Genomic DNA, 23,669 nt, shown 5'->3' on the forward strand with positions numbered 1-23,669 from the left:
CCCTGGCGCCCCCCTCCCAACAGCGCCCCAAGGATTCCCGCCCGATGTCAGCCTCCTCCTTCCCGCTCGTACTGCCCAAGGTCCAAGACACGGCGCTGGAAACCACCAAATACCAAAACCTGCTCCGCGCCCTCCGCAACCGGCGGTTGAACGCGGCCCGGCTCGACCATACACCGCTGGATATCACGGTCGATATGTGTACCGCCTGCCATTTGCGCTGTCCTTATTGCGCGACCGGCAGCGGGGTCCTGGACCGCAGGGCGCAGGTCTTGGACCTCGAAGAACACCGCCGCATCCTGGATTTCTGCGGCGAACAGCTTTTCACCATCTGGTATTTCAGCAATGGCGAACCCTTGCTGAACAAACGCCTGCACCGAATCGTGGCCGACGCCAAGCGCTACGGTATCTTCACGGTGATTTCCACCTCGCTGAGCGTGCCCCTATCCGATACCCGGATCGACGAAATCCTCTATTCCGGGCTGGATTTGATTTCCTGTTCCATCGACGGACCCGATGCCGCGACCTATAACCGCTACCGCATCGGCGGCGATTTCAATCTAGTGCAGCGCAACCTGGAACGGCTTATCGCCCGCAAGCGCGAACTGGGTTTGCAATACCCCTTGATCGAATGGCGCTATCTGGTATTCCGGCACAACCAAGACCTGCAAGCGGAAACCCGGCGCATGGCCCATAGCAAGGGCGTCGATATCCTGGAATTATTCCAAGGCTCCGCCCCCGCCCAAGCTCCCGAGGGCGCGGTCGCGGCCATGACCGGCGCGCTGCTCAGTCCGGCCATTTCCGGCCCGGCGGTCGAGGCGGGATTGCGGCGGCGCGATACCCTATTACGGCGGCATCTCCCGGAGTTATCGATCAATCCGGGCGAGCCGGGACCGGGCTTATTGGGCCGGAAATGCGATTGGCTGTATTTCGGCTCGATGTTCTATCCCGACGGCAGCGTCGGGCCGTGTTGCGTCTTGGGGAATTCCGACACCGATTTTGGCCAGCGCGGCCCCGGCCTGGATTATCGGGCGCTCTGGAACAACCCCAAATACCTGGACGCCCGCGCCAGTTTCCCCACGCCGCCCAAACCCTCCCACTCGATCTGCGCCCATTGCCCCGCCCCGCAGGTACAGGATTGGTTTTTCCGGCAATCGCTGCGGGCTTATCTCCTCAACGCGCCGGAATGGTTCATCCAAGCCGTGCTGGCCGAGCCCGAACAATTATTCTATCCGGTGGATTTATATATGATGCCGGATGAATTCATGGCCTTGAAACGCTATCAGCAAGCCAAGCCATCGGTTCGACAAGCGGGTGAGCCGGGCCTAGATTGCCCGCTCTCTGAAAGAGATTCCCAGCCACAACCCAGCGAGGGAGAATAATGCAATTGGTATTAGAACGCCGGGCGGAAATCGCATTGCGGTCATTAAGCCCCACCGAGCAGAAGCAGCTTTCCCGTGCCATGGATGAAATCAGGGCGACCGATCCACAGGAGTTTTATAGAAGCCCTAAAGTGCATAGATTTATCGCGGCTTCCGGCGATGCGCTTTATTCATACAAAGGCAATCGCGGCCTAAGGCTGATACTCAGTGTAAATGCCGATACCTGCACAGTCGAGGAAGTGGCGCACCATGATCGAATCATGCCGCTTTTGAAGCAGCCCAGGCCACAATGAAAAATTTGGTGAAACATCGCTTCGACGCCGCGAAATGCAGAACCGAATGGCAGGATTTCATCCAACTCCTCGCCTCGAAACCCAAGCTCTCCGAAACAGGAGATATCCTGCCATTTTTCAAACAGTGCCCGGACCTATCCTTGCTGATCTGCAAATATTTCCCCAAAGCCAAAAATCCCGATGTTCTTGCCCATGAATATGAAATCTATGGAGATTTCGTCGCCGACCTAGTGGTCGGCGATTCGGCAGCCCATCAGTATCTCCTGGTGGAATTCGAGGACGCGACACCGGACAGCATTTTCAAATACAAAGGCAAGAAATCCACCCCGGATTGGTCGCCCAGGATCGAGTGCGCTTATTCGCAGCTGGTAGATTGGCTATGGAAGCTGGAAGATATGAGGAGCACCAACGATTTCTTTTGTGAATTCGGTAGCCACCGCGCCAGATTCCAGGGGTTGATTGTCATCGGCAAAGATATGAAGCTCGCTCAGCGCGAAATAGACCGGCTCCGCTGGCGGATGGACCGCACCTTGATCGACTCGAACGCCATCTCGGTGGTTTCCTTCGACGAGTTGGCCGAAGAGTTCGATTATTGGCTTAAAACCCATCACGGGGTTTAGCATAACCCCTTCCTAACTCCGAGCATACTCCTCCGGCACCTCGATATCCCCCAAAGGTCCGGGCATCTTCCCCCCATGGTGCCGGGCATCGCGTAATTGGTAGACATAGGCCAAGACCTGCGCCACGGCGAGATAAAGCGCCTGCGGAATCTCCTGGTCCAGTTCGGTGCTGGCGTGGAGGGCGCGGGCCAGTGGCGGCGCGGCCACCAAGGGTACTTCCGCGCCCAGGGCCAGGTTGCGGATTTGCGCCGCGATCAAATCCACGCCCTTGGCGACCACCTTGGGCGCGCCCATGCCCGCCGCGTCGTACTTGAGGGCCACGGCGTAATGGCTCGGGTTGGTGATGACCACATCGGCCTTGGGCACCTCCTCCATCATGCGCCGCCGCGCCATCTCCATCTGCAAGCCACGGATGCGGCTCTTGACCTCGGGCTTGCCCTCGGCGTCGCGCATCTCGTCCTTGATCTCTTGCAGGGTCATCCGCAGCTTGCGCTTCCACGACCACAGTTGGAACGGCACATCCACCGCCGCGATCAACACCAGCGAGGCGCACAGCCACAACAGGCAAGTCAAGACCAAATCCATGGCCCGGCTGGCGGCGGGCAGGAAATCCAGCCGCCCCAGCCCGACGAAATCGTCCAGGTGGTGCATGAACAAACCGGCGGTCACAAACCCCACCAGTAGGAATTTAATGACCGCCTTGATCGCCTCCACCGCCGCCTGCGCCGAGAACATGCGGGCGATGCCGGGCAGCGGATTGAGCTTGTCCAGCTTCACCCCCAGGTTTTCGGAGGTGAAGTTCCAGCCGCCCAGGGCCAGGGGACCGAGCAAGGCCGCCAACACCGCCAGCGCCAGCAAGGGCCACAGCATCTCCAGCATCAGCCCCAGGTCGTAGGCCAAATGGGCCAAAGGCGCTTCCGGGTCGAAGGCGTCGCGCTGGGTCAGGCGGATATCGTGCAGCATCACCTCGCGCAGATCGTGCAATAGCCCGGACCCGAACATCAGCATCCCCGCCGCCCCGGCCATCAGCACGGCGAGGGTGTTGAGTTCGCGGGAACGGGGAATCTGGCCTTGCTTGCGCGAATCTTCCAGCCGTTTGGCGGTGGGTTCCTCGGTGCGTTCCTGGTCGTTGTCTTCGGCCATGGCTCAGCCCAGGAGATGGTCGATCAAACGGTAGCCCTCGTCGAGGAAACCGGCGAACAAGGCCAACACATCGGGCAGGGTTAGCCGCATCAGTATCAAACCCAACAGCAGGCTGATCGGGAAGCCCACCGAGAAGATATTGAGCTGCGGCGCGGCCCGGCTCGCCACGCCGAACCCCAGGTTGATGAGCAGCAACGCCGCCACCATGGGCAGGGAAAACAGCAAACCCGCCGCCATCAGCTTGCCGGTCCAGCGCGACAGTTCCCACAGGGCGTTGCGGCCGAGCCCCTCGAAACCCACCGGCACCTCCTGGAAGCTGTCCGCCAGCAGCCTAATCATCACCAAATGCCCATCCATCGACAGGAACAACAGGGTCGCCAGCAGTTGGTAGACCTGGGCGATGGCGGGCACCTGCACCCCGGTCAGGGGATCGACCAGGGAGGCGAAGCCCAGCCCCATGCTATAGGCCACGCTCTGCCCGCCGAACACGATGGCGGCGAACACCATATGCAGCACGAAACCCATGGCCGCGCCGATCAGGCATTGCTGGACGGAAACGAAGAGGCCGGGCAGGCTGAACAGCTCGACCTCGGGCATGGGCGGCAGGTTGGGCAGGACGGCGAAGGCCACGCCCGTGGCGAGCATGACCCGCACCGGCATGGGCACGGTATGGCCGATGAACAGCGGCATGGACACGAACATCGCCGCCGAGCGCAGCAAGACCCAGGCGAATCCGGCGATGGAAGCCAGGATTTGGGCTTCGTCGAAGCGCATGGATTAGCCGATGAGGTGGGGAATGGCGCGGATGAGGCCGCGGGTATAGTCGATCAGCAATTGCAGCATCCACGTCCCGGCGAACATGAGGATGAGGGCCATGACGATGAGCTTGGGCACGAAGGAGAGGGTCATTTCGTTGATCTGGGTGGCGGCCTGGAACACCGCGATGACGAGGCCCACGGCCAGGGTGGCGATCAGCAGGGGAGCGCTGATTTCGACGGTGACGGTCATGGCTTGGCGGCCGAGTTCGGCGATCATGTCGGGGTTCATGGGGTGCCTCGTGGGGTGGGGCGGAGGGATTCGTAGAGTTTAGAAGCTGTTTGGCAAAAAGGACTTGTGTGGAGTCAAGCCCCCGTTGGTTTCCAGGGTTCCCCGACAGGACCGGGGGCGGCAAGTGCGTCCGCGCTTTTACCAAACAGCTTCTAAGCTGCGGCTTCCCTGGGGGTGGGCGGGAACAACAGGCGGAACACGGCCCCGGCATCGGGCGGCGATTCCACCAGGATATGCCCCCCCGCGTGGTGGACGATGCCCAGCACCACCGGCAGCCCCATCCCCGTGCCCTTGCCCAGGGGCTTGGTGGTGAAGAACGGCTCGAAGATGCGCGATAACACCTCGTCCGGAATCCCCGCGCCGCTGTCGGCCACGCTCAGTTCCACGAAGCCGCCCCGCACCCGCCGGTGGCAGGCGGCGCAACCGGCGTCCACCCAGGCCCGCCGCAGGACGATATCGATCCGCCCGGCCTTCCCGATGGCATCGCGGGCGTTGAGCGCCAAGTTGGTCAGCACCTGATGGAAATCCACCGGCTCGATCAGGATATCCGGTACCGTCGGGTCCAGGTCGGCATGGACCTCGACCCCTGGCGGCATGACCGATTCCAACATCCCGATCACCTCGGCCACCAAGGGTCCGGGCGCGAGCGGCGGCAAGGCCCGCGCCTCGCCATCGCGGGAATACGCCAGCATCTTGGCGACGAGGTCGCGGGCGCGTTCGCCGGCGGTCTTGATCTGCCGCAGGTAGTCGGCCAGCTTGCCGTGGGGATCGGGGACGTGGCGGTCCAGCGCCAGCCCGGTATAGCCCAGGATGCTGGCGAGGATGTTGTTGAAATCGTGGGCGATGCCGCCGGTGAGCCGGCCAATGGCCTCCATATGCTGGGCCTGCTGCAACTGGCGCTGCAAGCTTTCCCGCTCGGCCTCGGCCTCCTTGCGCCGGGTGATATCCTGGACGGTGCCGACCATGCGTAGGGGCCGCCCTTCCGGGTCGCGGCCGATCTGGGCGCGTTTGGACAGCCAAACCACCCGGCCATCGGGGCGGATGGCGCGGAACTCCACCGCATAGCCGTCGATGCCGGCCAAGGCCCGCTCGACCGCCCGCCACACCGCCCCGGCATCGTCCGGGTGCAACAGGCGGCCGAAGGCGGCGGCCGTCCCGTCGAATTCGGGGTATCCATAAATCCGGAAGCACTCCGGCGACCAGTACACGGCGTCGGTCAACACGTCCCAGGACCACACCCCCATTTCCGCCGCCTCCAGGGCCAGGGTGAGCCGCTCCTGGCTTTCGCGCAACTCGGCCTCGGCCTGTTTGAGCCCGGTGATATCCCGCCCCACGCATTGCACCCCCAACAACCCCCCCTCCGCGTCGAACAAGCCCCGGTTGATGAACTGCATCCAATGGATCCGCCCCGCGCCCGAATAGACCCGGTTTTCGAGGGACACCACCGGCTGGGCGGTCGAAAGGGTGGCCAGTTTGGCCTCGATCAGCGGCACATCCTCCGCCACCGCCCTGGGATGCCATTTGTGGCCGACCAATTCGCCATAGGATTTGCCGAAGAAGCGGCAATAGACCTCGTTGACGAAGGTCAGCGTGCCATCGGGGGTGAAGCGGGCGATGACCTCGGTCTGGTCCTCGACCACCGCCCGGTAGCGTTCCTCGCTCTGGCTCAGGGCTTCCGCCACCCGCCCACGTTCGGCCAATTCCCGTTCCAGCCGCCGCGCCTGCCGCAGGCTCAGGGCCAAGGCCCGCCGCTCCGCCATCCGCAAGTGCGCGATGGCCCGGCTCAACGCGCCCCCCATGACCAGGAGCATCAGGATGCGCGGCCCTTCGTAGGCGTCGAGGATTGCGGGAAACCGGCCCGGTGGGTGGAAGAACAGCCAATGCGCCAGGACGCTCAGCAAGGTGGCGAACAGGCCGACACGGAATCCGCCTTGCCAGGCGGCGAACATCACTCCGAGCAGGAAGGGGCTGACCGGCGGGATATCGCCGAAAAAAGGCTCGACCAGGCCCAGGACCGCCGCCAATCCCAGCGTCACCCAGGCCGCCTGGATATAACGGCGCGCCCGCCAACGCCAGAGCGTCCCCTTCTGCTTCAAACCACCCACCCCGGCGGGACGCGCCCCGGACTAGCCGGACACCGCCGGGAGTCCCAACGCGGACAGCAATTCGGCGGTGTCCACGGGTTTGCGCAGGCAATGCACCGCGCCCTCGTCCAAGCTGCGGCGGAAGTTTTCCGGGGTGGGATAGCCGGTGATGGCGACCACCCGGATCGCGGCGGTGGCCGGGTCTTGCTTGATCTGGCGGCAGACCTTGAAGCCATCGAGGTCGGGCATCATCAAATCCAACAGGATCACGTCCGGCCTGAAGGTGTGGACCTTGCAGCCGGCCTCGAAGCCATCGTTCGCCACCGCCACCGCCACCGGCTCCGGCAAACCCTCCAGGAATTCGTTGAGATAGCCCGCGAACTGGCGGTCGTCGTCCACCACCAGCACACGCAAGCCGCGGACCTGCCGGGACTCCAGGTTCACGCCGTTCTCGCGGGCGAAGCGTTCCACTTCCTCGCGGAGGAAGCGTCGGTGCCCGCCGGGCGTGGTCATGGAATGCAACAACCCTTTTTGCGCCCAGGCCCGCACCGTCACCGGAGCAACCATCAACAACTCGGCCACTTCGTAGGGCGTCAAATAATTTCTTTCGTTATCAGCGCTCATTTGCCCCTTCTTTATTAAACCTTTTAAGCTGCCTCCCAGGCCATACGCAAACATCGGGACCCCCCGGAAATCCGGGACATGTTTCACTCCAGATGCGCCCGACGCCGCGGCGGTCAGTCATGGATGGGTTTTCGTCCTATCCTCCGACCGCATCGGTACCCACCCCACCGCGGTGGAAATATCCAAAGTAACCATAGCGCTATAAGCGTTCCATAGGTGCAGTCTACACCTCTATCGCATCCATACAAACGGGGCCTTTTATCTTGGTGTGCCGTTCAAGATAGGTTCATATTTTTCTTAATTTTATTCAAAACGGCCCGCAACCTTCCCTCCGTCTGCCCAGCACCACCGCCCGGAGAGGGTCGGCCAAGTCCACGGATGCCGGAACCCGGTCCCTCCCATTCCCCTCCAAGTTATCGAGCCCGGTCTTCCCTGGCGGGTGGATGTTGCAAAATGGTCTCACCGTCGTGTCAGCCCCATGATTTTCACCCTGGGATACCCGGAATTTAGAGCCGACATAATGGACACCGCAAACCCTGGGCGGGATTCACCGGCGGACGGTCAAGTAAAAGGAGTTAGTCATGTATCAGTGTTATCTTCGCGAATCCGGCCATTTCGCCACGCTGATGGCCGGTATGTTATGGGTTTTTTCCGGCGCGGCGGTGGGCGGGGAATGTTGGCTGGATATCTACGACCAGGGCGATTACCAGGGGGCGCACCGGCGCATCGAGGGGCCGGTGGAACTGCCCAGCCTCAAGGACTTGGGCGGGGAGGATTGGGGCCACCGGATCGAGAGCCTGAAGGTGGGCAAGGCCGCCGAAGTCACCGCGTTCCGCCAGGAAAACTTCCGCGAGGAGCCGAAAGGGCCGGTCAACCATCCCGAAGCCTTCGCCCGCTGGGGCAAGCAGGAAATCCCGGCCTACCAGGAATTGGAAATCTCGTTCGGTCCGGGCAAGCAGGCGCATCATCTCGGCGAACTGGATTTCCACCGCAACATCAATTCGCTGAAAATCCGCTGTAAATGAGGGCGGCGTTGCCCCGGCCGCGGGCCGGGGCAGCCTCTCAAGCGCCCGCGTGGCAACGGGCCATGAAACCGTCCAGCGCGGTGGCCTGGAACGCCTCCATATCCCAAGCTGCGGGCAGCAGCAAGCCATAATGCTCGGGTGGCACCACGTAAACTTCGGCGCGGGTCCAAGCCCCGGAGGCCAGCCGGACCCGCAAATTTTCGCGCCGGTAGAACCCGTCCTCGAAATCATCCAGACGCCGGAGCGCCGCGGCGTCGATACCGCCATAGAGGATGCCGTCGGTGGCGGTCCCGGCCTGGGCGCGCAGGCCGGGATAGGCCAGCCCGCGCAGGGCGTAGCGGGCGTAACCCGGCAGGGTGGCGGGCTGGGCCGGGAATACGGCGCGGGTCACGGCTTGCATGACTTCGGGGAGTTGCAGGGTGCCGTAGGCGAAGACGTTGCCAATACCGCCCATGATTACCGCCCAAACCCACAGGTCATCGGATAGCGCCGGTCCCGCCCGAACGCCCGCTTGCTGATCTTGACGCCGGGCGGGGCTTGGCGGCGCTTGTATTCGTTGCGGTCCACCATACCCGCCACCCGGAGCACGATGGGTTCCGGGAAACCCAGGGCGACGATCTCGGCCACCGATTTATCCTGCTCCACATAAAGCTCCAGGATGGCATCCAGCACCGGATAGGGCGGCAGGGAATCCTCGTCCTTCTGGTCGGGCCGGAGTTCCGCCGAGGGCGGCCGGTCGATCACCCGTTGCGGAATCACCGGCGACAGGGTGTTGCGGTATTCGCACAGGCGGTAGACCAGCATCTTGGGCACATCCTTCAAGGGCGCGAAGCCCCCGGCCATATCGCCGTACAAGGTGGCATAGCCCACGCTCATTTCGCTCTTGTTGCCGGTGGTCAGGAGGATTTTGCCGGTCTTGTTGGAGAAGGCCATCAGCAGGATGCCGCGGCAACGGGCCTGGATATTTTCCTCGGTGGTGTCGGGCGGCAACCCGGCGAAGCTCGGGGCCAGCATCTCCAGGAAGGTGTTGAAAGCCGGTTCGATGGGGATGGTGTGGAAGCGGCAGCCCAGCGCCTCGGCTTCCAAGCGGGCGTCCTCGTTGCTCATGTCGGCGGTGTAGCGCGAGGGCATGGCGACCGCTTCCACCCGTTCCGCGCCCAGGGCATCGGCGGCCAGGGCCAGGGTCAGCGCCGAGTCGATCCCGCCCGACAAACCCAGCACCGCGCCCTTGAAGCGGTTTTTGTCCACATAGTCGCGGATGCCCAGCACCAGGGCTTGGTAAACGCTGGCCTCCTCCGACAAAGGCTCGGCGATGGCGGCGGGCAAGGGTTCCACCGTGTCGCGGCAGACGAAATCCACCGCCGCCAACGCCTCCGCGAATTCCGGTGCCCGGTAGGTCACGTTCCCCGCCGCGTCCATCACGAAGGAAGCCCCATCGAACACCAGTTCGTCCTGCCCGCCCACCAGGTTGGCGTAGACCAGCGGCACCTGGGCCACGGCCAAACGCTCCCGCACCACGGCCTCGCGCTGATGGGTCTTGCCGGCCTGATAGGGCGAGGCGTTGATGTTCAACACCAGCTTGGCCCCCGCCGCCGCCGCGCGCTCCACCGCGCCGGGTACCCACACGTCCTCGCAGATGGTGACGCCGACCGGCACGCCTTCCAGGTCGAATACACAAGGCTCGTGCCCGGCCAGGAAATAGCGCTTCTCGTCGAACACCCCGTAATTGGGCAAGGCCTGCTTGCGGTAGACGGCGTGGACCGCGCCATCGCGCAGCACGGCGGCGCTGTTGTAGGGCATCCCGATCCTTTGTTCGGGAAAGCCGACGAGGGCGGTGATACCGTGGATTTGCCCGGCCAGGGCTTGCAACTCGCGCCCGGCGGCGGCGAGGAAATCGGGCCTCAAGATCAAATCCTCGGGCGGATAGCCGGACAGGGTGAGTTCGGGGAACACGACGGCGTGGGCCTTGAGGCGGTCGCGGGCGTCGAGCGCGGTGGCGAGGACGCGGCGGGCGTTGCCCTGCACGTCGCCGACCAGGAAGTCGAGTTGGGCGATGGCGATACGGAGTTTCACGGCTAGGCACCTGTGGGGCTGGGGGAGACGCCGGGCTATTTTCCCCGGATCGGCCCAGCGGGGATAGGGCCGGATATTCGCCCCGTCCGCCATCGGCTAGACTGGCGGCCCCACCCCGGACGCCCATGATCCGCGCCATCCAGCGGATCGGGTGGCCCGGTCCCATCCAGCTTCAACGGGAGGAACACGCGATGTCGCGCAAAACGGTTTTGAACAGCCTGCATCTCGAATATGGCGGACGCATGGTGGACTTCGCGGGCTGGGCACTGCCCCTGCATTTCGGCTCGCAGGTCGAGGAGCATCACCGGGTGCGCCGGGAGGCCGGGATGTTCGATGTGTCGCATATGGGCTTGTTCGACCTCGACGGCGCGGAAGCCCCGGCCTTCCTGCGGCGGCTGTGCGCCAACGACACCGGACGGCTGGCCCGGCCCGGACTGGGGCTTTATACCTGTTTGTTGAACGAGGCGGGCGGCATCCTCGACGACGCCATTGTCTACCGCACCGGGAACACGCGGTTCCGTCTGGTCGCCAATGCCGCCACGCGGGACAAGATCGCGGCTTGGCTGGAACGGCAAGCCACGGCCCATCCGGCGCTGCGCATCGCGGCCCGGCCCGACCTCGCCATGATCGCCGCGCAAGGGCCGGAAGCCCGCGCGCGGGTCGAGGCTTGCCTGCCAGGACCGCTACGGACCGCCGCCGCCGCGCTCCCGTCTTTCGGCTGCGCCGAAGCCGGGGATTGGTTGGTGTCCCGCACCGGCTATACCGGCGAGGACGGCTATGAAATCCAGTTGCCGCTGGAGGCCGCGCCCGATCTGTGGCGGGCGTTGGCGGCGGCTGGCGTCGCGCCTTGCGGCCTGGGTGCCCGCGACACCTTGCGGCTGGAAGCGGGCCTCCGGCTCTACGGCGCGGATATGGATGAAACCGTGACGCCCTTGGAAAGCGGTTTGGCCTGGACCGTGGCATTCATGCCGGAAGACCGGGATTTCATCGGACGGGCCGCGCTGGAAGACCAGCGTCGGCGGGGGGGATTGCGGCGCTTCGTGGGCTTGGTGTTGGAAGAACCGGGGGTGATGCGCGGCGGACAGCGGGTAGTCGTGCCGGAGTTTGGCGAAGGCGTGGTGACCAGCGGCATTTATGCGCCGACGCTGGGGCGGTCGGTGGCTTTCGCCCGCTTGCCGCCGGGCGGATACGAACGGGCCTGGGTGGAGATACGCGGCCAGCGCAAGGCGGCGCGGGTCGGGCCGGGCCGGTTCCTGCCCCCGAAATAGCCTGGACGAGGCCAAGAAGCTGTCTGGCAAAAAGGAATTCATGTAGAGTCAAGCCCCCCATTGACTTCCAGGATTCCCGGAATGAGCTATCCAAGCGATCTCAGCGACACCGAATGGGCGTTGATCGAACACCACTTCCGCTAGGACCGGGCGGGGCAACGCCAGCGGACATCCGCGCAAGCGGGTGGTGGGCGCCATCCTGTACGTGGTGGAGGGCGGCATCAAATGGCACCGCCGAGAACATCGTCCGCATCGCCATGCCAAGGACCACCCTTGCAAAATGCGTCTGAATCCTTGCCAGACAGCTCCTAAATCCCATCCCTAGCGCCAGCGTGATCCCCCCGCCCTTTGCGGGTATGATGCAGCCTGTTTCCAGCCCCAGGAGGCGCTGCGAGTCGCCAGATGAGCCTATTTTCCTATCTTTTACTCCTGTTTTTCCCGTTCCTGGTCGCCGCCTTCGCGACTTGCGCCGTGCGGGGCTATGCCCTGAAACGGTTGCTGGACCTGCCCAACGCCCGCAGTTCCCATAGCGTCCCGACTCCGCGCGGCGGTGGCTTGGGGATCGTCGCCGCCCTGGTCCTCGCCACGCTCCAACTCCATGGCCTGGGGCTGGTGTCCTCCGATTGGCTGCTGGCCCTCGCGGGGGCGGTGCCGGTGGCCGCGTTCGGGTTCTGGGACGACCACGGCCATGTGCCCGCCCGCTGGCGCTTGCTGGCCCAGGTCGCCGCCGCGGGCTGGGCCTTGTACTGGCTGGGCGGCTGCGGGACGCTGCGCCTGGCCGGGGAAGCCTACGCCCTGGGCGGCTGGGGACTGCCTTTGGGTTTGTTGTTCATCGTCTGGGTGTTGAACCTATTCAATTTCATGGATGGCATCGACGGCATCGCGGGCGTCGAGACCATCACCGTGGGCCTCACCGTGGCGGCGCTGATCGGGCTGGACCCGGCCCCGGTGTTGCCGGGCAGCGCCGAGGTGGCGGCGGCCTTGGCGGCGGCGGCGGGCGGGTTCTTGCTGTGGAATTGGCCCCCCGCCAAAATCTTCATGGGCGATGTGGGCAGCGGCTTCGTCGGCTTCCTGCTGGGCGTGCTGGCGCTGCGGACGGCGGCGACCGGCGGGCCTAGCCTCGCGGTCTGGTTGATCGCGCTGGGCGTGTTCTTCGTCGATGCCAGCTTCACCCTGCTGCGGCGGATGGCGGACGGGCAGCGCTGGTACGAGGCCCATCGCAGCCACGCCTATCAACACGCGGCGCAACGCTACGGCCATCGGCCCGTGACCCTGGCGGTACTCGCCATCAATTTGTTTTGGCTGGGACCGCTGGCCTGGGCGGCGGCGCGGTGGCCCGCCCTGGAATGGGCGTGGCTGGGCGTGGCCTATGCGCCCTTGTTGGCCCTGGCGCTCCGGTTCGGGGCTGGCTTATCGCACGGGACGAGGTGAAGATGGTTTCCAAGCTGCGCTCGCGCACGGTGATTTTCCTGCATGATCTGGTCATGGTGGCCTTGGCTTGGCTGGGCGCTTATTGGCTGCGCTTCAACCTGTCGCTGCCGCCCAAGTACGAGGTCCATTCCGCCCTGGTTTGCCTGCCCTGGGTCATGGCGGTCCAGGCCGTGGTGTTCTGGCGCGTGGGGCTGTACCGGGGCATTTGGCGGTTCGCCTCCATTCCCGATTTGGTCCGCATCGTCCAGGCGTCGGGGGTGGGCATCGTGGCGGCGGCGCTGACGCTGTTCGTGGTCAACCGCTTGGATGGCGTGCCGCGCACGGCGATTCCGCTCTACGCGCTGTTGTTGCCCGTGTTGCTGTCCGCGCCCCGGCTGCTCTACCGGATTTGGAAGGACCGCCGCGCCGTGCTGTCGGTGGGCAAGCGGGCCTTGATCGTCGGCGCGGGCAAGGCGGGCGAAATGCTGGTGCGCGACCTCTTGCGTACCCATTATGCCCAGTTCGTGCCGGTGGCCTTCGTCGACGACGATCCGGGCAAGCGCGGCAGCGAAATCCAGGGCGTCCGGGTCAAGGGCGGCTGCGAACGCATTCCCAACCTGGTGGACAAGCTCGGCATCGACGCCGTCCTGCTGGCCGTGCCCTCGGCCTCGGACAAGGAGATGCGCCGCATCGTCGAAATCTGCGAGGGCGCGGGCGTGCCCTTCCTGACCCTGCCCTCGGTGCAGGACATGCTGGCCGGGCAGGCGGGGGCGTTGCGGGAGGTGTCCATCGAGGATTTGCTGGGCCGCGCCCCGATCCGGCTCGACCGCAAGGCCGTCCGCAGCCATCTGGCCGGGAAGCGGGTGTTGGTGACGGGCGGCGGCGGTTCCATCGGCTCGGAACTATGCAAACAGATCGCCCGCTTCGAGGTGGCCGAATTGGTGGTGTTCGAGCGCTGCGAGTACAACCTCTACAAGATCGAACAGGATTTGCTGAAGGTTTTCCCCGGGCTGAATTTCGTCGCCTTGTTGGGCGATGTCACCGATCTGTCCTCGGTGGAATGGGCCATCGCCCGCTACCGGCCCCAGGTGATTTTCCACGCGGCGGCCTACAAGCATGTGCCCTTGTTGCAGCATCAGGCGCGGCAGGCGGTCAGGAACAACGTGGTCGGCACCCGCATCGTGGCCGAGGCCGCGATGGCGGCGGGGGTCGGGGAATTCGTGCTGATTTCCACCGACAAGGCCGTGCGCCCCACCAACATCATGGGCGCGACCAAGCGGGCGGCGGAAATGCTGGTGCAAAGCCTGAACGGCGTGACCGAAACCCGCTTCATCACCGTGCGCTTCGGCAATGTGCTGGATTCGGCGGGCAGCGTGGTGCCCTTGTTCCGCGAGCAGATTAAAACCGGCGGCCCCGTCACCGTCACCCATCCCGAGGTGACCCGTTATTTCATGACCATCCCCGAGGCTTGCCAGCTCATCATGCAGGCGGCGGCGGTGGGGCAGGGCGGCGAGGTGTTCGTGCTGGACATGGGCGAGCCGATCAAGATCAGCTATCTGGCCGAGCAGATGATCCAGCTCAGCGGGAAGCGTCCGGGACAGGATATCCGCATCGAATACATCGGCCTGCGCCCCGGCGAAAAAGTGACCGAGGAACTCTTCCTCGACCACGAGCGGCCCACGCCCACCGGGCATACCAAGCTCTTGCTGGCCCGCCCCATGGTGTTGGACCACCGGGTGATCCGCAAAAGCGTGAGCGAACTGGCCGAGTCCTGCCGCGTGTTCGACGAGGACGCCATCGTTAGGAAGCTCAAAGCCCTGGTGCCCGAGTACCACCAAACCCACGCCCAGGAAGATGGCGCGGCGGCGTCCACGGGGGGAAACGATCTGGCCGTGCGAAGAAAGCTTGTCTTATGAACGGGATGCCGCTAAAATCCGCCTCTTTTCGTGCAACGCCATAGTTTGGAGCGCGCAGCAATGAAGACCTTTAGCGCAAAACCAGCCGAAGTCAAACGCGACTGGTACGTCATCGACGCCGAAGGAAAGACGCTCGGACGCCTTTCCACCGAAATCGCGCGTCGTCTGCGCGGTAAACACAAAGCCGAATACACGCCCCACGTGGACACGGGCGATTACATCATCGTAATCAACGCCGAAAAGGTCCATGTCACGGGCACCAAGGAACTGAACAAGGTTTACTACAAGCACACCGGTTACATCGGCAATATGAAATCGGTGACCCTCGGCAAGCTGCGCCAGACGCACCCCGAGCGCATCATCGAAACCGCCGTTCAGGGGATGCTCCCCAAGAATCCGCTGGGCCGGGCCATGTACCGCAAGCTCAAGATTTACAAGGGTTCCACCCACAATCATCAGGCCCAGCAGCCGAAAGTGCTGGACATCTAAAAACGAGTCGAGCTAGCCATGGCACAATCGCAGTATTACGGAACGGGTCGCCGCAAGAGCGCGGTGGCGCGTGTTTACACCAAGACCGGCACCGGACGCATCGTCATCAACAACAAGCAGTTGGACGAATACTTCGGCAGGAAGACCGACCAGATGGTGGTTCGCCAACCGCTGGAACTGGTATCCTTGACCGAAAAACTCGATGTGATCGTGACCGTCGCGGGCGGCGGTCCCACCGGACAAGCCGGTGCCATCCGCCATGGCTTGACCCGCGCCCTGATCGTTTACGATGAAAACCTGCGTTCCCCGCTGCGCAAAGCCGGCTACGTGACCCGCGACGCCCGTGAGGTCGAACGTAAGAAGGTCGGTCTGCACAAAGCGCGGCGCCGTCCGCAGTACTCCAAGCGTTAATCGCTGCCAAAGGTATATTGGGGGATCGTCTAGCGGCAGGACTACGGACTCTGACTCCGTCAACCTAGGTTCGAATCCTAGTCCCCCAGCCAATAAAAACAAAGCCTTACGGGAAACCGTAGGGCTTTTGTTTTTTCCGGTGTCAACCAAGTGTCAACGCGGCCAAAGGATTGAACTTGCGGGCTTGCTCCAAATAGTCGGGGGCAAGGTGGGCGTAGTGCATGTCACGGTGATCGAGTGATGCCCCAGGATGCGCTGTAGGGTCAGCAAGTCGCCGCCGACCAGAAAAACCCATAGCAGGGCTTGAAAGACCCAGGGGCGTAGCCCAAAACCACATGTTGTCGCTGAACTGACCCCTTGGTCCGGCGGCAAAGCCCCCACCGATCCTGCGATAATCCCCCGCTATCCGGCGAATCCGAACGCCCCGAACACCGATAGCATAAAAGCCAGGAATGCAACCCAAAACACCGCCAAAACCGCATCGGCGAGCCATCGCGTTGCCGGTCCTCGTCCTTGCCATCGCGGGCTGCTCGACCCCGGTCGGTGTGCGGCCGGTCGATATCCAGACCGCCTACGCCCTCCAGAACATCAGCGCCCTCTCGGCGGAACAAGCTTCGGAGCCTTCCAAGACCGTGCTGCGGCGCTTGGGGCTGCTGGACCGCTTCGAGGTCGAACCGGCCCGGGTGCTGGCCGAATTACACCGGGGGCTGAACCCGGTGGATGACGATGAGCGTTTGTTCGCGCTGGCGGAACTTGCGTTCCTCCATGCCGACCGGACGCGGGACCGCCGCTATTTTCTGGCTTCCGCCGTGTACGCCTGGGCCTTGCTGTTCCCGGACGGCGACCCGCCCCGGTTTTCCCCGTCCGACCCCCGCTACCGGTTGGCCTACGATCTTTATAACCAAGCCGTCGCCAAGGGCCTGGGCCAAGCGCGGGGCGGGGACCGGGAAGAAGTGATGCTGCGGCCCGGCCTGTATCCGCTACCGTTCGGCACGCTGCGGCTGGGCGCGGACCCCGCCGGGCCGGCCTGGGGCGGCTACCGGCTGGATCATTTCATGCCGACCACGACCCTGCGGGTGCGGGGCTTCCGCAACCGCTACAACCGCCACGGTATCGGCGCTCCCTTGACCGCCGCCATCGACACCCAGCGCTCGTTGGAAAAAACCGTCGGCGCGGAGCGGCTGGCATCCGGCACCCAAGTTCCGGTCACCGTCCTGTTGCGGTTGGACCAAGCCCGCGCCCATCTGGCCGATGGCCGTATCGAGGGGCGGATCGAAATCTACGCCGCCGACCAAGCCACCACGGTCGCTATCGCCGGACGCACCCTGCCGCTGGAATCCGACCCCACGGCGGCGCTGGCCTACCAACTCGAACACAGCCCCCTCTATGATCTGGAATTGACCGGCTTCCTGCGCGGCGGCCTGTTCAAGAGCTGGCTGCCGAAGGATCGCGCCCAGGACGGCTTGTTCACCCTGCATCCCTACAAGCCGGGCCGGATTCCGGTGGTGTTGGTGCATGGCACGGGGTCCAGCCCCGCCCGCTGGGCCGAGTTGGTCAACGAACTCGAAGGCGATCCCCAGATCCGCGAGCGTTTCCAAATCTGGGTGTTCTTCTACGACAGCGGCAATCCCATCGGCTTTTCGGCCTCGCGCCTGCGCTCGGCCTTGGCCGCCGCCGTCGGGGAATTCGACCCGGCGGGCCGGGACGCCGATCTGCGGCGGATGGTGGTGATCGGCCACAGCCAGGGCGGTTTGTTGACCAAGCTCACCGCCATCGACAGCGGCGACCGTTTCTGGCGGCGCATCAGCGACCAGCCTTTCGATGCCGTCCCGATGGACCCGGAAGCGCGGGCCATGCTCAAGGGCTATACCTTCTACACGCCCCTGCCGTTCGTGGCGCGGGTGGTGTTCGTCGCGACCCCGCATCATGGAGCCTTGCTGGCGGCGGGCCGGATCGGGGCCTTCGCCGCTGCTTTGGTGAGCCTGCCGGTGGATTTGTTCAGCCGCGCCGCCCAGGCCGTGGCCCTCAGCGGCGAGGAAAAGCTGATGAAGGCCATCCTCAGCCCGCCGACGGCGGTGGATAACATGAACCCCGACAATCCCGCCCTGCGTATCCTCCAGACGATCCCGGTCGATCCCAGGATCAAGGCCCATTCCATCATCGCGGTGCGGGGCGATGGTCCCGAAGCGGCGGGCGACGACGGCGTCGTGTCCTACCGCAGCGCCCATATCGACGAGGCGGTTTCGGAAAAGGTGGTGCGCTGGGACCATTCCTGCCAGGGCCAGCCCGAGGTGATCGAGGAAATCCGCCGCATCCTGTACCGGCACGCGGCGGAGTACGCTGGACAGCGGCCCTAGGCGCGGCACCGGACCCTGGAAATCCGGGCTGAGCCGCCGATATATCGATCAAGGGGCCGGGATCGCCGAATCCACAGGATTTGTCGGAAAAATTGACATTCCCCGTCACCCTGTCCGGTGCCATCCAGTCAAGCCTATGAAAAGCTTGGGATAATGCTTGCGGGCATAAACCGTGCTTGATTGGAGGCACACCCACCCTTCGGCCACACCCTAGGCAAGGAGACCAGCCATGTTAGCCATTATCGAAACCCTGATCCGGAAATTCCATGGGCGGATCCACGAGGCCGCAGGTTTTGTGATCGCGTATTTCGACGATCCCGCGCAAACCCAGGGTTGCGCCTTGGCCATCGCGAGCCAGACGCACCGCGAGGTGGAATGGTGCGGTTGCCAGCTCAGCGTCCTGCTTTACGGTCTGAGGGATTGAAATCCGGTAGCGGCTTGTCGCCGTGGCGCGGGAAGATCGTGGCCTATCCCGCCCGGACACGGGGCGTGGGCTTCCGGGACGGGCCAAGCCCGGCCAGGGCGCGGCGTTGTCCCCAGGTCCGGCGGGGGGCGGGCTAGGGTGACGGCGACCGTGTTCATCAGGAATATCCCGGCGGATACCGACCCCAAGCGGCTCGGGCGGTTCGTCGCGGACGGCCTCGATCCCCGGCCCGGTTTCCTACCCTGGCGGCGCAAGGGCGGTATCTTGGCGATCAAGATCATGGCCTTGCTGGACGTCGAGACCCGGCTGGCCGAATATCACGGCCTGGTCGAGGTGGAATCCGAACTCGCCGCCGATTTGGTCGTCAAGCGCTTGAACCTCAGGGTGTTCGGCGGACGCCGGGTGGTGGTCCGGCGCTACCGGGAGCGTTCGCCCGCCAACGACCGGCGGCACGGCCAAAGCCAGGCAACCGCCCGCCTGTTCTATGACCGCCGCGCCGGGGATCGGCGCAGACGGTGTTTGGAATGGACCACGGTGGCGGCGACCGGCGCGGTGCCAAGCCCGGCCAAACCGGCCGATGCCGATATGGCTTTTACCAAGTTCAATCCACGTCCGGGGGGATAACGATGTCCAAGGCCTTGGAGCTATTCGCGGTGGCGGCCGGGGGCGGCGGGATCGCGCTGGCCTGTGTCGCCGGGGTGGGGCGCTTGCTGGGCGTCCGCCACCTGATGGGCTTGGAAAGCCTCACCTTGCTCGTCGCCGCCATCGCCCTGATGGCCGCCAGTTGCGTGGTGCAGTTGCACCTGCTGCGTACCCGCTGATCCCGTCCGGGCCGGTCTTCTTTCCGGTCCGCTCTTTCCCATCCTGTCCATCCCCCTCCCGGCGCGGGGCCGGTTTCCTGGCGCGCCTGGGGAGCTTGGCCGCACCTTGCCTCAAGGCCACACAGTCCATGTCGCAGGCTACCCCGTCCATCTGTTTTTTTCCCATCGAGTCCCCGGCTTTCTTGTAGACTTCCCAATACAAGCACGAAACACCTTATTCCTCTCCCTGCACGATAAAAAACGAGATGAAAAAACACACTTTATGAGGAGAACATATGCAACCACAACCGCATCCTGCCCAAGCAGCGGGTGCCGGGTCGCAGGGCTTTTTCCGGGAAGCCTTGGCCTGGGCCTTGGACCAGTACGTCACGGTGTTGGCCTTGCTCGCCATGACCGCCCTTGTGACCTACGCCATCTTGATCGCCGACCTGCGCAGCCAGGAAGGTAGCGCCGCCGCCCTCAACCTCGCCGGCCATCAACGCATGTTGATCGAGCGCGGCGTCTTGCTCGCGCTCAAGATGCAGCACGCCGAGACCCACGCCGAACGCCAGAAGATCCGCCAGCAAATGGTGGAAACCGTGACCTTGTTCGACAACATGCACAGCTATCTCCGCAACGGCGACCGCCTCATCCGCCAGGGTCCGCGCCTCTTGGCGGAGCCGGGCGAGTTGTCTCCGGAACTCAGGACCATCTATTTCGCCGATCCCATCAACCTCGACCAGCAGGTCCAGAGCTACATCTCCGCCGTCAAGAAGCTCCTGTCGCAGCCGGTGGATCAAATCGATCTCGACAACCCCGGCCTGCAATACCTCTTGTCCACCGCGCCGGAAAAGGCCGTGGAAGGCATCGACAAGGTGGTGGCGTTCTACCAGAAGGATTCCGACTTCCGCCTGCAAAACACCCAGAACCTCCAGGCCGTGTCGCTGGTGTTCTTCTTGGGCGCCATCGTGTTTTCCGGCACCTTCCTGTTGAATCCCTTGGTGAACCGGCTCAAGGACAGCATGGCCAGCCTCGCCGAGCAGCGCGACTTCAACGACAACATCATCAACACCGCCCAGGCGCTCATCATCGGTCTCGATCCCTTCGGCCGCATCAACCTGTTCAACCGCTACGCCCAGGAAATCTCGGGCTGGGCCGAGGACGAGGTGCGCGGGATCGATTTCTTCGACACCTTGTTCGCGCCCGAGCAGCAGGACACCATCCGGGCCTTGTTCCTGGAGGTCATGGAGGGCGGCCACGCCGGCGAGGGCGGCGCGGAAATCCCCCTGATGATCCGCACCCAGGAATTGGTGGACATCATCTGGCACGCCACCGTGGTGCGCGATCCCGCGACCAAGCTGCCGACGCTGTTCCTCATCACCGGCGACGACATCACCGAGCGCAAACGCGCCGAGGACCGCTTGCAGGCCACCCTGGTCGAACTCGAAGCCCTCAGTGGCCGCTTGCAGGAGGAAATCAACCTCGCCGCCACCTTGCAGCACTCGATCCTGCCCAGCCCGGACATCGTCCTCCCCGGCGTGCAGGGCAAGGCCACGCTGTTGACTTCGAGCGAGGTCGGCGGCGACTACTACGACTATTACAAGGTGGGTGGCTATTATTCGGTGCTGTTGATCGGCGACGTCAGCGGCCACGGCGTGGCGGCGGGCACCATGGTGTCGGCGGCCAAGGCCGGCCTTTATCCGCTGGTGAACGAAGGCGTGACCCGTCCCGCCGAAATCCTCCGCTCCTTGAACGAAACCATGGTGGCGACCGCGCACCAATCCTTGCTGATGACCATGGGCTGTTTCAGCCTCGACAGCCGCACCGGGCATTTGCGCTTCGCCAACGCCGGCCATGTGCTGCCTTATCTACGCCGCCGTGGCGAACAGGAATGGCGCATGATCGAAGGCTTCGGCCTGCCTTTGGGCAAGACCCTGGACACCGACTATCTGGCGGTCGAGCGGGAGTTGCAACTGGAGATCGGCGACCGTTTGTTCTTGTTCACCGACGGCTTGGTCGAGCAGGAATCGCCCCGCGGCCAGCCCTTCGGCTTCGATAGGCTGGAAGCCGTGCTGAGCGAATATGCCGACGCCCCGCCCGAGGTGTTGCAGGATCAAATCCTGACCACCCTCCGCGCCCATTGTGGCCGCGAGCATTTCGACGACGACGTGACCCTGGCCGTGATCGAGCATTCCGACCGGGTGGAAGCCCAGGCCGGGGCGGGCGAATCCAACCAGCTGGTGCGCGTCACCGAAGGGTTCTACCGCTCGCAGTCCGACCATTTCACCTCGCCGACCTCGCGGCAATTGGTGGTGTTCATGAGCGAGGGCGAGTTCCACGACCTCCTGCCCCGCCTCAGCGCCGACGGCATCCGCCGGGTGTTGCCGCGCGACGACGAGTTCTACCACCGCCTGGGTTGGGAACACCTCTTGGCCCAGCACCAAACCACGCCCGACGACGATATCTACCAACTGGTCCCCGACCGGATGATGGAGCGTTCCTTCCTCCTGACCCATAGCGACGACAAGCTGTTCTTCATGGAGGAAATCCGCGCCTGGCTGGCGGAACTCGGCGTCTTGCCGCAGGAGCATCTGGACTTCATCCCCATCGTGCTGGACGAAATGGTCGAGAATTCGCTGTACGGCGCCCCCCGCGACGGCCAGAGCCGCCCGTTCTTCATCAAGGGCACCGAACGCGCCCTGGCCGAGAACGAGCTGGTCAGGATCAATGTCGCGGTCGGCCCGGAAACCGTGGGCCTGTCCGTCACCGACAACTGGGGCACCCTGACCCCGGCGATCTTCCTCGACCATCTCACCCACACCCTGGCCGAGGGCGTCGAGGCCGGCATCGGCGGCGCGGGCTTGTATCTGATGTGGCGTATGTCGGATTACCTGCAGGTGCGCGTCACCCCGCACCGCAGCACCCAGATCACCACGCTTTGGGACTTGAACAGGTCGCCGCAGATCGGCCTGCGTACCGGGTTCCAGTTCCTTTACCACAGCGAACACGATGAGGTCGTCAGCCATGACGCTAGCAGATTCACTTTCCATTAATCCCTTGCCCGCCAGCGAAGCGGGACTGCGTTGCTACGAGCTGATCGGTTCGGTGGACGCCCATTCGGCCCCCTCGCTCAGCCAATTGCGCGGGGTCGAGTCCAACATCCGTGTGAAGCTGGATTTCGTCAAGGTGGAGCGGGTCAACTCGATGGGTTTGTCCTTGCTCTTGAAGCTGTTCGAGGAATGGGAGAAGCGCGGCATCAAGATCGAGGTGGAGAACCCCAACCGCATGGTGGCGATGCTGTTCAAGATCACCGGGCTGGGGCGGTTCCTGACTTCGGACGTGAAACTGCCGTCCGAGCGCGGCGGCGGTGCCCAGCCCGCGGTGGTGAGCGCGGTGCGGGCGGCGGCGAAACCCGCCGAGGCCGCGCCCGCCGGCGGCAAGCTGAATTTCGTCGCCAGCCTGCAAGTGGGGGCGCAATTGAGCGGCTGGTATCTGCTGAACACCTATCTGCAACGGCGCTTGCAGCAGCCGATCCATTTCGAGCAATTGCCCGCCGGGCGCGAACTGGGCCAGGAAGTGGTGGATTTGTTGTTCGCCAAGCCGTTCGAGGCGTGCGCGATGATGCAGAAGCGGGGTTTCATCCCGCTGCTGCGGCCGGTCGGCGAGGCCGACGAGGTGGTGATCGTGATGCGGGCCGACGATCCCAGGGCGCTGGCCGATCTTCCCGAGGCGCAGGCGGTGACGGCTTCGCAGGGGAGTTTCGTCTATGTGCTGGGGCGGTTCCTGTGCGACGAGAACGGGCTGGATTCCTCGCGTTTCCAGCAGCATTTCGCGGGCAACGAGATCAAGGCGCTGCAAATGCTGTTGAAGCAGCAGGCGGATGTGTTGTTCATGCTCAAGAAGACCTATTACGGGCTGTCCGGGCTGACCCGTGGCAATACCCGCGTGGTGGACGAGAGCGACACCCAGTTCGCCTTCCATTTGCTGTGCATCGATCCGGCCATCGCGGCGCAGAAGGACGGCATCACCCAGACTTTCTTGAATATGGCGGAGGACGACCAGGGCCGGCAAATCCTCAAGGATATCCAGTTGGAGGGCTGGTGCGTGCCGCAGGAAGGGGAGTTGGGGATGTTGATGCGGTTGTATGAGAGGTATTCGGAGTAGTAGGAAATAGGCTTTGGCGGGTGGATGCGTGCTGTATTTACCCGCCACACCAAATACGATCTTCCTGCCTGCTCCCGCCACCCCTGCGGCCAAACCGGACTGAACCGCGTGCTAGACTGAGGGACAGTCACCGCCTATGTTT

Annotated in this window: 22 protein-coding genes and 1 tRNA gene; 16 read left to right on the forward strand and 7 right to left on the reverse strand. The window is 64.0% G+C overall.

Features of this window, described 5'->3' with window-relative positions:
* Window positions 1-44 precede the first annotated feature (44 nt).
* Genes K5658_RS02740 through K5658_RS02750 form a run of 3 tightly spaced genes read left to right on the forward strand, consistent with a single transcriptional unit; the run spans window position 45 to window position 2,292 of the window.
* Entirely contained in the window at window positions 45-1,379 is a 1,335-nt protein-coding gene (locus K5658_RS02740; protein ID WP_221065465.1) for a radical SAM/SPASM domain-containing protein, read from the forward strand.
* Window positions 1,379-1,672 carry a hypothetical protein gene (locus K5658_RS02745; RefSeq protein ID WP_221065466.1) on the forward strand — a complete coding sequence of 98 codons (294 nt, stop codon included), beginning with the start codon at window positions 1,379-1,381 and terminating at the stop codon, window positions 1,670-1,672. The genes K5658_RS02740 and K5658_RS02745 overlap by 1 nt, the downstream gene beginning before the upstream one ends.
* A gap of 8 nt (window positions 1,673-1,680) precedes the next feature.
* Window positions 1,681-2,292, forward strand: coding sequence for a Shedu immune nuclease family protein (locus K5658_RS02750; RefSeq protein ID WP_221065467.1), 612 nt, complete (start codon window positions 1,681-1,683; stop codon window positions 2,290-2,292).
* A gap of 12 nt (window positions 2,293-2,304) precedes the next feature.
* Here K5658_RS02750 and flhB read toward each other — a convergent pair whose 3' ends face one another.
* From flhB to K5658_RS02775, 5 genes are all read right to left on the reverse strand, one after another.
* Window positions 2,305-3,435 carry a flagellar biosynthesis protein FlhB gene (gene flhB / locus K5658_RS02755; protein ID WP_221065468.1) on the reverse strand — a complete coding sequence of 377 codons (1,131 nt, stop codon included), beginning with the start codon at window positions 3,433-3,435 and terminating at the stop codon, window positions 2,305-2,307.
* Window positions 3,436-3,438: 3 nt separating this feature from the next.
* The gene (gene fliR / locus K5658_RS02760) at window positions 3,439-4,209 is read right to left on the reverse strand and encodes a flagellar biosynthetic protein FliR (RefSeq protein ID WP_221065469.1); all 771 of its coding nucleotides are present in this window, start codon (window positions 4,207-4,209) and stop codon (window positions 3,439-3,441) included.
* Window positions 4,210-4,212: 3 nt separating this feature from the next.
* The gene (gene fliQ, locus K5658_RS02765; protein ID WP_221065470.1) at window positions 4,213-4,482 is read right to left on the reverse strand and encodes a flagellar biosynthesis protein FliQ; all 270 of its coding nucleotides are present in this window, start codon (window positions 4,480-4,482) and stop codon (window positions 4,213-4,215) included.
* Between the two features lie 152 nt (window positions 4,483-4,634).
* Complete coding sequence (locus K5658_RS02770; protein WP_221065471.1) at window positions 4,635-6,578, reverse strand: PAS domain S-box protein; 1,944 nt, start codon at window positions 6,576-6,578, stop codon at window positions 4,635-4,637.
* Between the two features lie 30 nt (window positions 6,579-6,608).
* The gene (locus K5658_RS02775) at window positions 6,609-7,190 is read right to left on the reverse strand and encodes a response regulator (protein WP_221065472.1); all 582 of its coding nucleotides are present in this window, start codon (window positions 7,188-7,190) and stop codon (window positions 6,609-6,611) included.
* A gap of 581 nt (window positions 7,191-7,771) precedes the next feature.
* On the opposite strand from K5658_RS02775, the gene K5658_RS02780 reads away from it, so the two are divergent.
* Window positions 7,772-8,215 carry a hypothetical protein gene (locus K5658_RS02780; RefSeq protein WP_221065473.1) on the forward strand — a complete coding sequence of 148 codons (444 nt, stop codon included), beginning with the start codon at window positions 7,772-7,774 and terminating at the stop codon, window positions 8,213-8,215.
* A gap of 37 nt (window positions 8,216-8,252) precedes the next feature.
* On the opposite strand, the gene K5658_RS02785 is transcribed toward K5658_RS02780, so the two are convergent.
* Both K5658_RS02785 and K5658_RS02790 read right to left on the reverse strand, forming a co-directional pair.
* The gene (locus K5658_RS02785; RefSeq protein WP_221065474.1) at window positions 8,253-8,669 is read right to left on the reverse strand and encodes a gamma-glutamylcyclotransferase family protein; all 417 of its coding nucleotides are present in this window, start codon (window positions 8,667-8,669) and stop codon (window positions 8,253-8,255) included.
* A 2-nt stretch (window positions 8,670-8,671) separates the two neighbouring features.
* Entirely contained in the window at window positions 8,672-10,288 is a 1,617-nt protein-coding gene (locus tag K5658_RS02790; protein ID WP_221065475.1) for an NAD+ synthase, read from the reverse strand.
* Window positions 10,289-10,479: 191 nt separating this feature from the next.
* Between K5658_RS02790 and gcvT the strand changes: the two genes are divergently transcribed.
* The 12 genes from gcvT (at window position 10,480) to K5658_RS02850 (ending at window position 23,527) form a co-directional block, all read left to right on the forward strand.
* A complete protein-coding gene (gene gcvT, locus K5658_RS02795; RefSeq protein ID WP_221065476.1) occupies window positions 10,480-11,556 on the forward strand; it encodes a glycine cleavage system aminomethyltransferase GcvT in 1,077 nt (358 codons plus the stop codon).
* Window positions 11,557-11,958: 402 nt separating this feature from the next.
* Window positions 11,959-12,987: an MraY family glycosyltransferase gene (locus K5658_RS02800; protein WP_221065477.1), complete on the forward strand. Its 1,029-nt coding sequence runs from the start codon at window positions 11,959-11,961 to the stop codon at window positions 12,985-12,987.
* A 2-nt stretch (window positions 12,988-12,989) separates the two neighbouring features.
* Entirely contained in the window at window positions 12,990-14,882 is a 1,893-nt protein-coding gene (locus K5658_RS02805; RefSeq protein WP_221065478.1) for a polysaccharide biosynthesis protein, read from the forward strand.
* 60 nt (window positions 14,883-14,942) lie between these two features.
* On the forward strand, window positions 14,943-15,371 hold the full coding sequence (gene rplM, locus K5658_RS02810) for a 50S ribosomal protein L13 (RefSeq protein ID WP_085216050.1): 429 nt from the start codon (window positions 14,943-14,945) through the stop codon (window positions 15,369-15,371).
* A gap of 18 nt (window positions 15,372-15,389) precedes the next feature.
* Entirely contained in the window at window positions 15,390-15,782 is a 393-nt protein-coding gene (gene rpsI, locus K5658_RS02815; protein ID WP_221065479.1) for a 30S ribosomal protein S9, read from the forward strand.
* Window positions 15,783-15,800: 18 nt separating this feature from the next.
* Window positions 15,801-15,874: transfer RNA gene (locus K5658_RS02820), tRNA-Gln, on the forward strand.
* 405 nt (window positions 15,875-16,279) lie between these two features.
* On the forward strand, window positions 16,280-18,139 hold the full coding sequence (locus tag K5658_RS02825; protein ID WP_221065480.1) for an esterase/lipase family protein: 1,860 nt from the start codon (window positions 16,280-16,282) through the stop codon (window positions 18,137-18,139).
* 229 nt (window positions 18,140-18,368) lie between these two features.
* Window positions 18,369-18,563 (forward strand): hypothetical protein, encoded by a 195-nt coding sequence (locus K5658_RS02830; protein WP_221065481.1) that lies wholly within the window; start codon window positions 18,369-18,371, stop codon window positions 18,561-18,563.
* A gap of 138 nt (window positions 18,564-18,701) precedes the next feature.
* Entirely contained in the window at window positions 18,702-19,187 is a 486-nt protein-coding gene (locus K5658_RS02835; protein ID WP_221065482.1) for a hypothetical protein, read from the forward strand.
* 2 nt (window positions 19,188-19,189) lie between these two features.
* Window positions 19,190-19,384 carry a hypothetical protein gene (locus tag K5658_RS02840; protein ID WP_221065483.1) on the forward strand — a complete coding sequence of 65 codons (195 nt, stop codon included), beginning with the start codon at window positions 19,190-19,192 and terminating at the stop codon, window positions 19,382-19,384.
* Between the two features lie 275 nt (window positions 19,385-19,659).
* Window positions 19,660-22,416: a SpoIIE family protein phosphatase gene (locus K5658_RS02845; protein WP_221065484.1), complete on the forward strand. Its 2,757-nt coding sequence runs from the start codon at window positions 19,660-19,662 to the stop codon at window positions 22,414-22,416.
* Window positions 22,388-23,527 carry a PhnD/SsuA/transferrin family substrate-binding protein gene (locus tag K5658_RS02850; protein ID WP_221065485.1) on the forward strand — a complete coding sequence of 380 codons (1,140 nt, stop codon included), beginning with the start codon at window positions 22,388-22,390 and terminating at the stop codon, window positions 23,525-23,527. Before K5658_RS02845 ends, K5658_RS02850 begins: the two co-directional genes overlap by 29 nt.
* The last annotated feature ends 142 nt before the right edge of the window (window positions 23,528-23,669 follow it).

It is taken from the genome of Methylomagnum ishizawai, assembly GCF_019670005.1.
GTDB classification, from domain to species: Bacteria; Pseudomonadota; Gammaproteobacteria; order Methylococcales; family Methylococcaceae; genus Methylomagnum; species Methylomagnum ishizawai.

Bases quoted from the DNA above. Each gene is read 5' to 3' on its own strand.
- K5658_RS02830 (WP_221065481.1), top strand. From the start codon at position 18,369: ATGTTAGCCATTATCGAAACCCTGATCCGGAAATTCCATGGGCGGATC.
- K5658_RS02800 (WP_221065477.1), top strand. From the start codon at position 11,959: ATGAGCCTATTTTCCTATCTTTTACTCCTGTTTTTCCCGTTCCTGGTC.
- K5658_RS02805 (WP_221065478.1), top strand. From the start codon at position 12,990: ATGGTTTCCAAGCTGCGCTCGCGCACGGTGATTTTCCTGCATGATCTG.
- rplM (WP_085216050.1), top strand. From the start codon at position 14,943: ATGAAGACCTTTAGCGCAAAACCAGCCGAAGTCAAACGCGACTGGTAC.
- rpsI (WP_221065479.1), top strand. From the start codon at position 15,390: ATGGCACAATCGCAGTATTACGGAACGGGTCGCCGCAAGAGCGCGGTG.
- K5658_RS02775 (WP_221065472.1), bottom strand. From the start codon at position 7,190: ATGAGCGCTGATAACGAAAGAAATTATTTGACGCCCTACGAAGTGGCC.
- gcvT (WP_221065476.1), top strand. From the start codon at position 10,480: ATGTCGCGCAAAACGGTTTTGAACAGCCTGCATCTCGAATATGGCGGA.
- fliR (WP_221065469.1), bottom strand. From the start codon at position 4,209: ATGCGCTTCGACGAAGCCCAAATCCTGGCTTCCATCGCCGGATTCGCC.
- fliQ (WP_221065470.1), bottom strand. From the start codon at position 4,482: ATGAACCCCGACATGATCGCCGAACTCGGCCGCCAAGCCATGACCGTC.
- K5658_RS02745 (WP_221065466.1), top strand. From the start codon at position 1,379: ATGCAATTGGTATTAGAACGCCGGGCGGAAATCGCATTGCGGTCATTA.
- flhB (WP_221065468.1), bottom strand. From the start codon at position 3,435: ATGGCCGAAGACAACGACCAGGAACGCACCGAGGAACCCACCGCCAAA.
- K5658_RS02840 (WP_221065483.1), top strand. From the start codon at position 19,190: ATGTCCAAGGCCTTGGAGCTATTCGCGGTGGCGGCCGGGGGCGGCGGG.
- K5658_RS02780 (WP_221065473.1), top strand. From the start codon at position 7,772: ATGTATCAGTGTTATCTTCGCGAATCCGGCCATTTCGCCACGCTGATG.
- K5658_RS02740 (WP_221065465.1), top strand. From the start codon at position 45: ATGTCAGCCTCCTCCTTCCCGCTCGTACTGCCCAAGGTCCAAGACACG.
- K5658_RS02845 (WP_221065484.1), top strand. From the start codon at position 19,660: ATGCAACCACAACCGCATCCTGCCCAAGCAGCGGGTGCCGGGTCGCAG.
- K5658_RS02850 (WP_221065485.1), top strand. From the start codon at position 22,388: ATGACGCTAGCAGATTCACTTTCCATTAATCCCTTGCCCGCCAGCGAA.
- K5658_RS02785 (WP_221065474.1), bottom strand. From the start codon at position 8,669: ATGGGCGGTATTGGCAACGTCTTCGCCTACGGCACCCTGCAACTCCCC.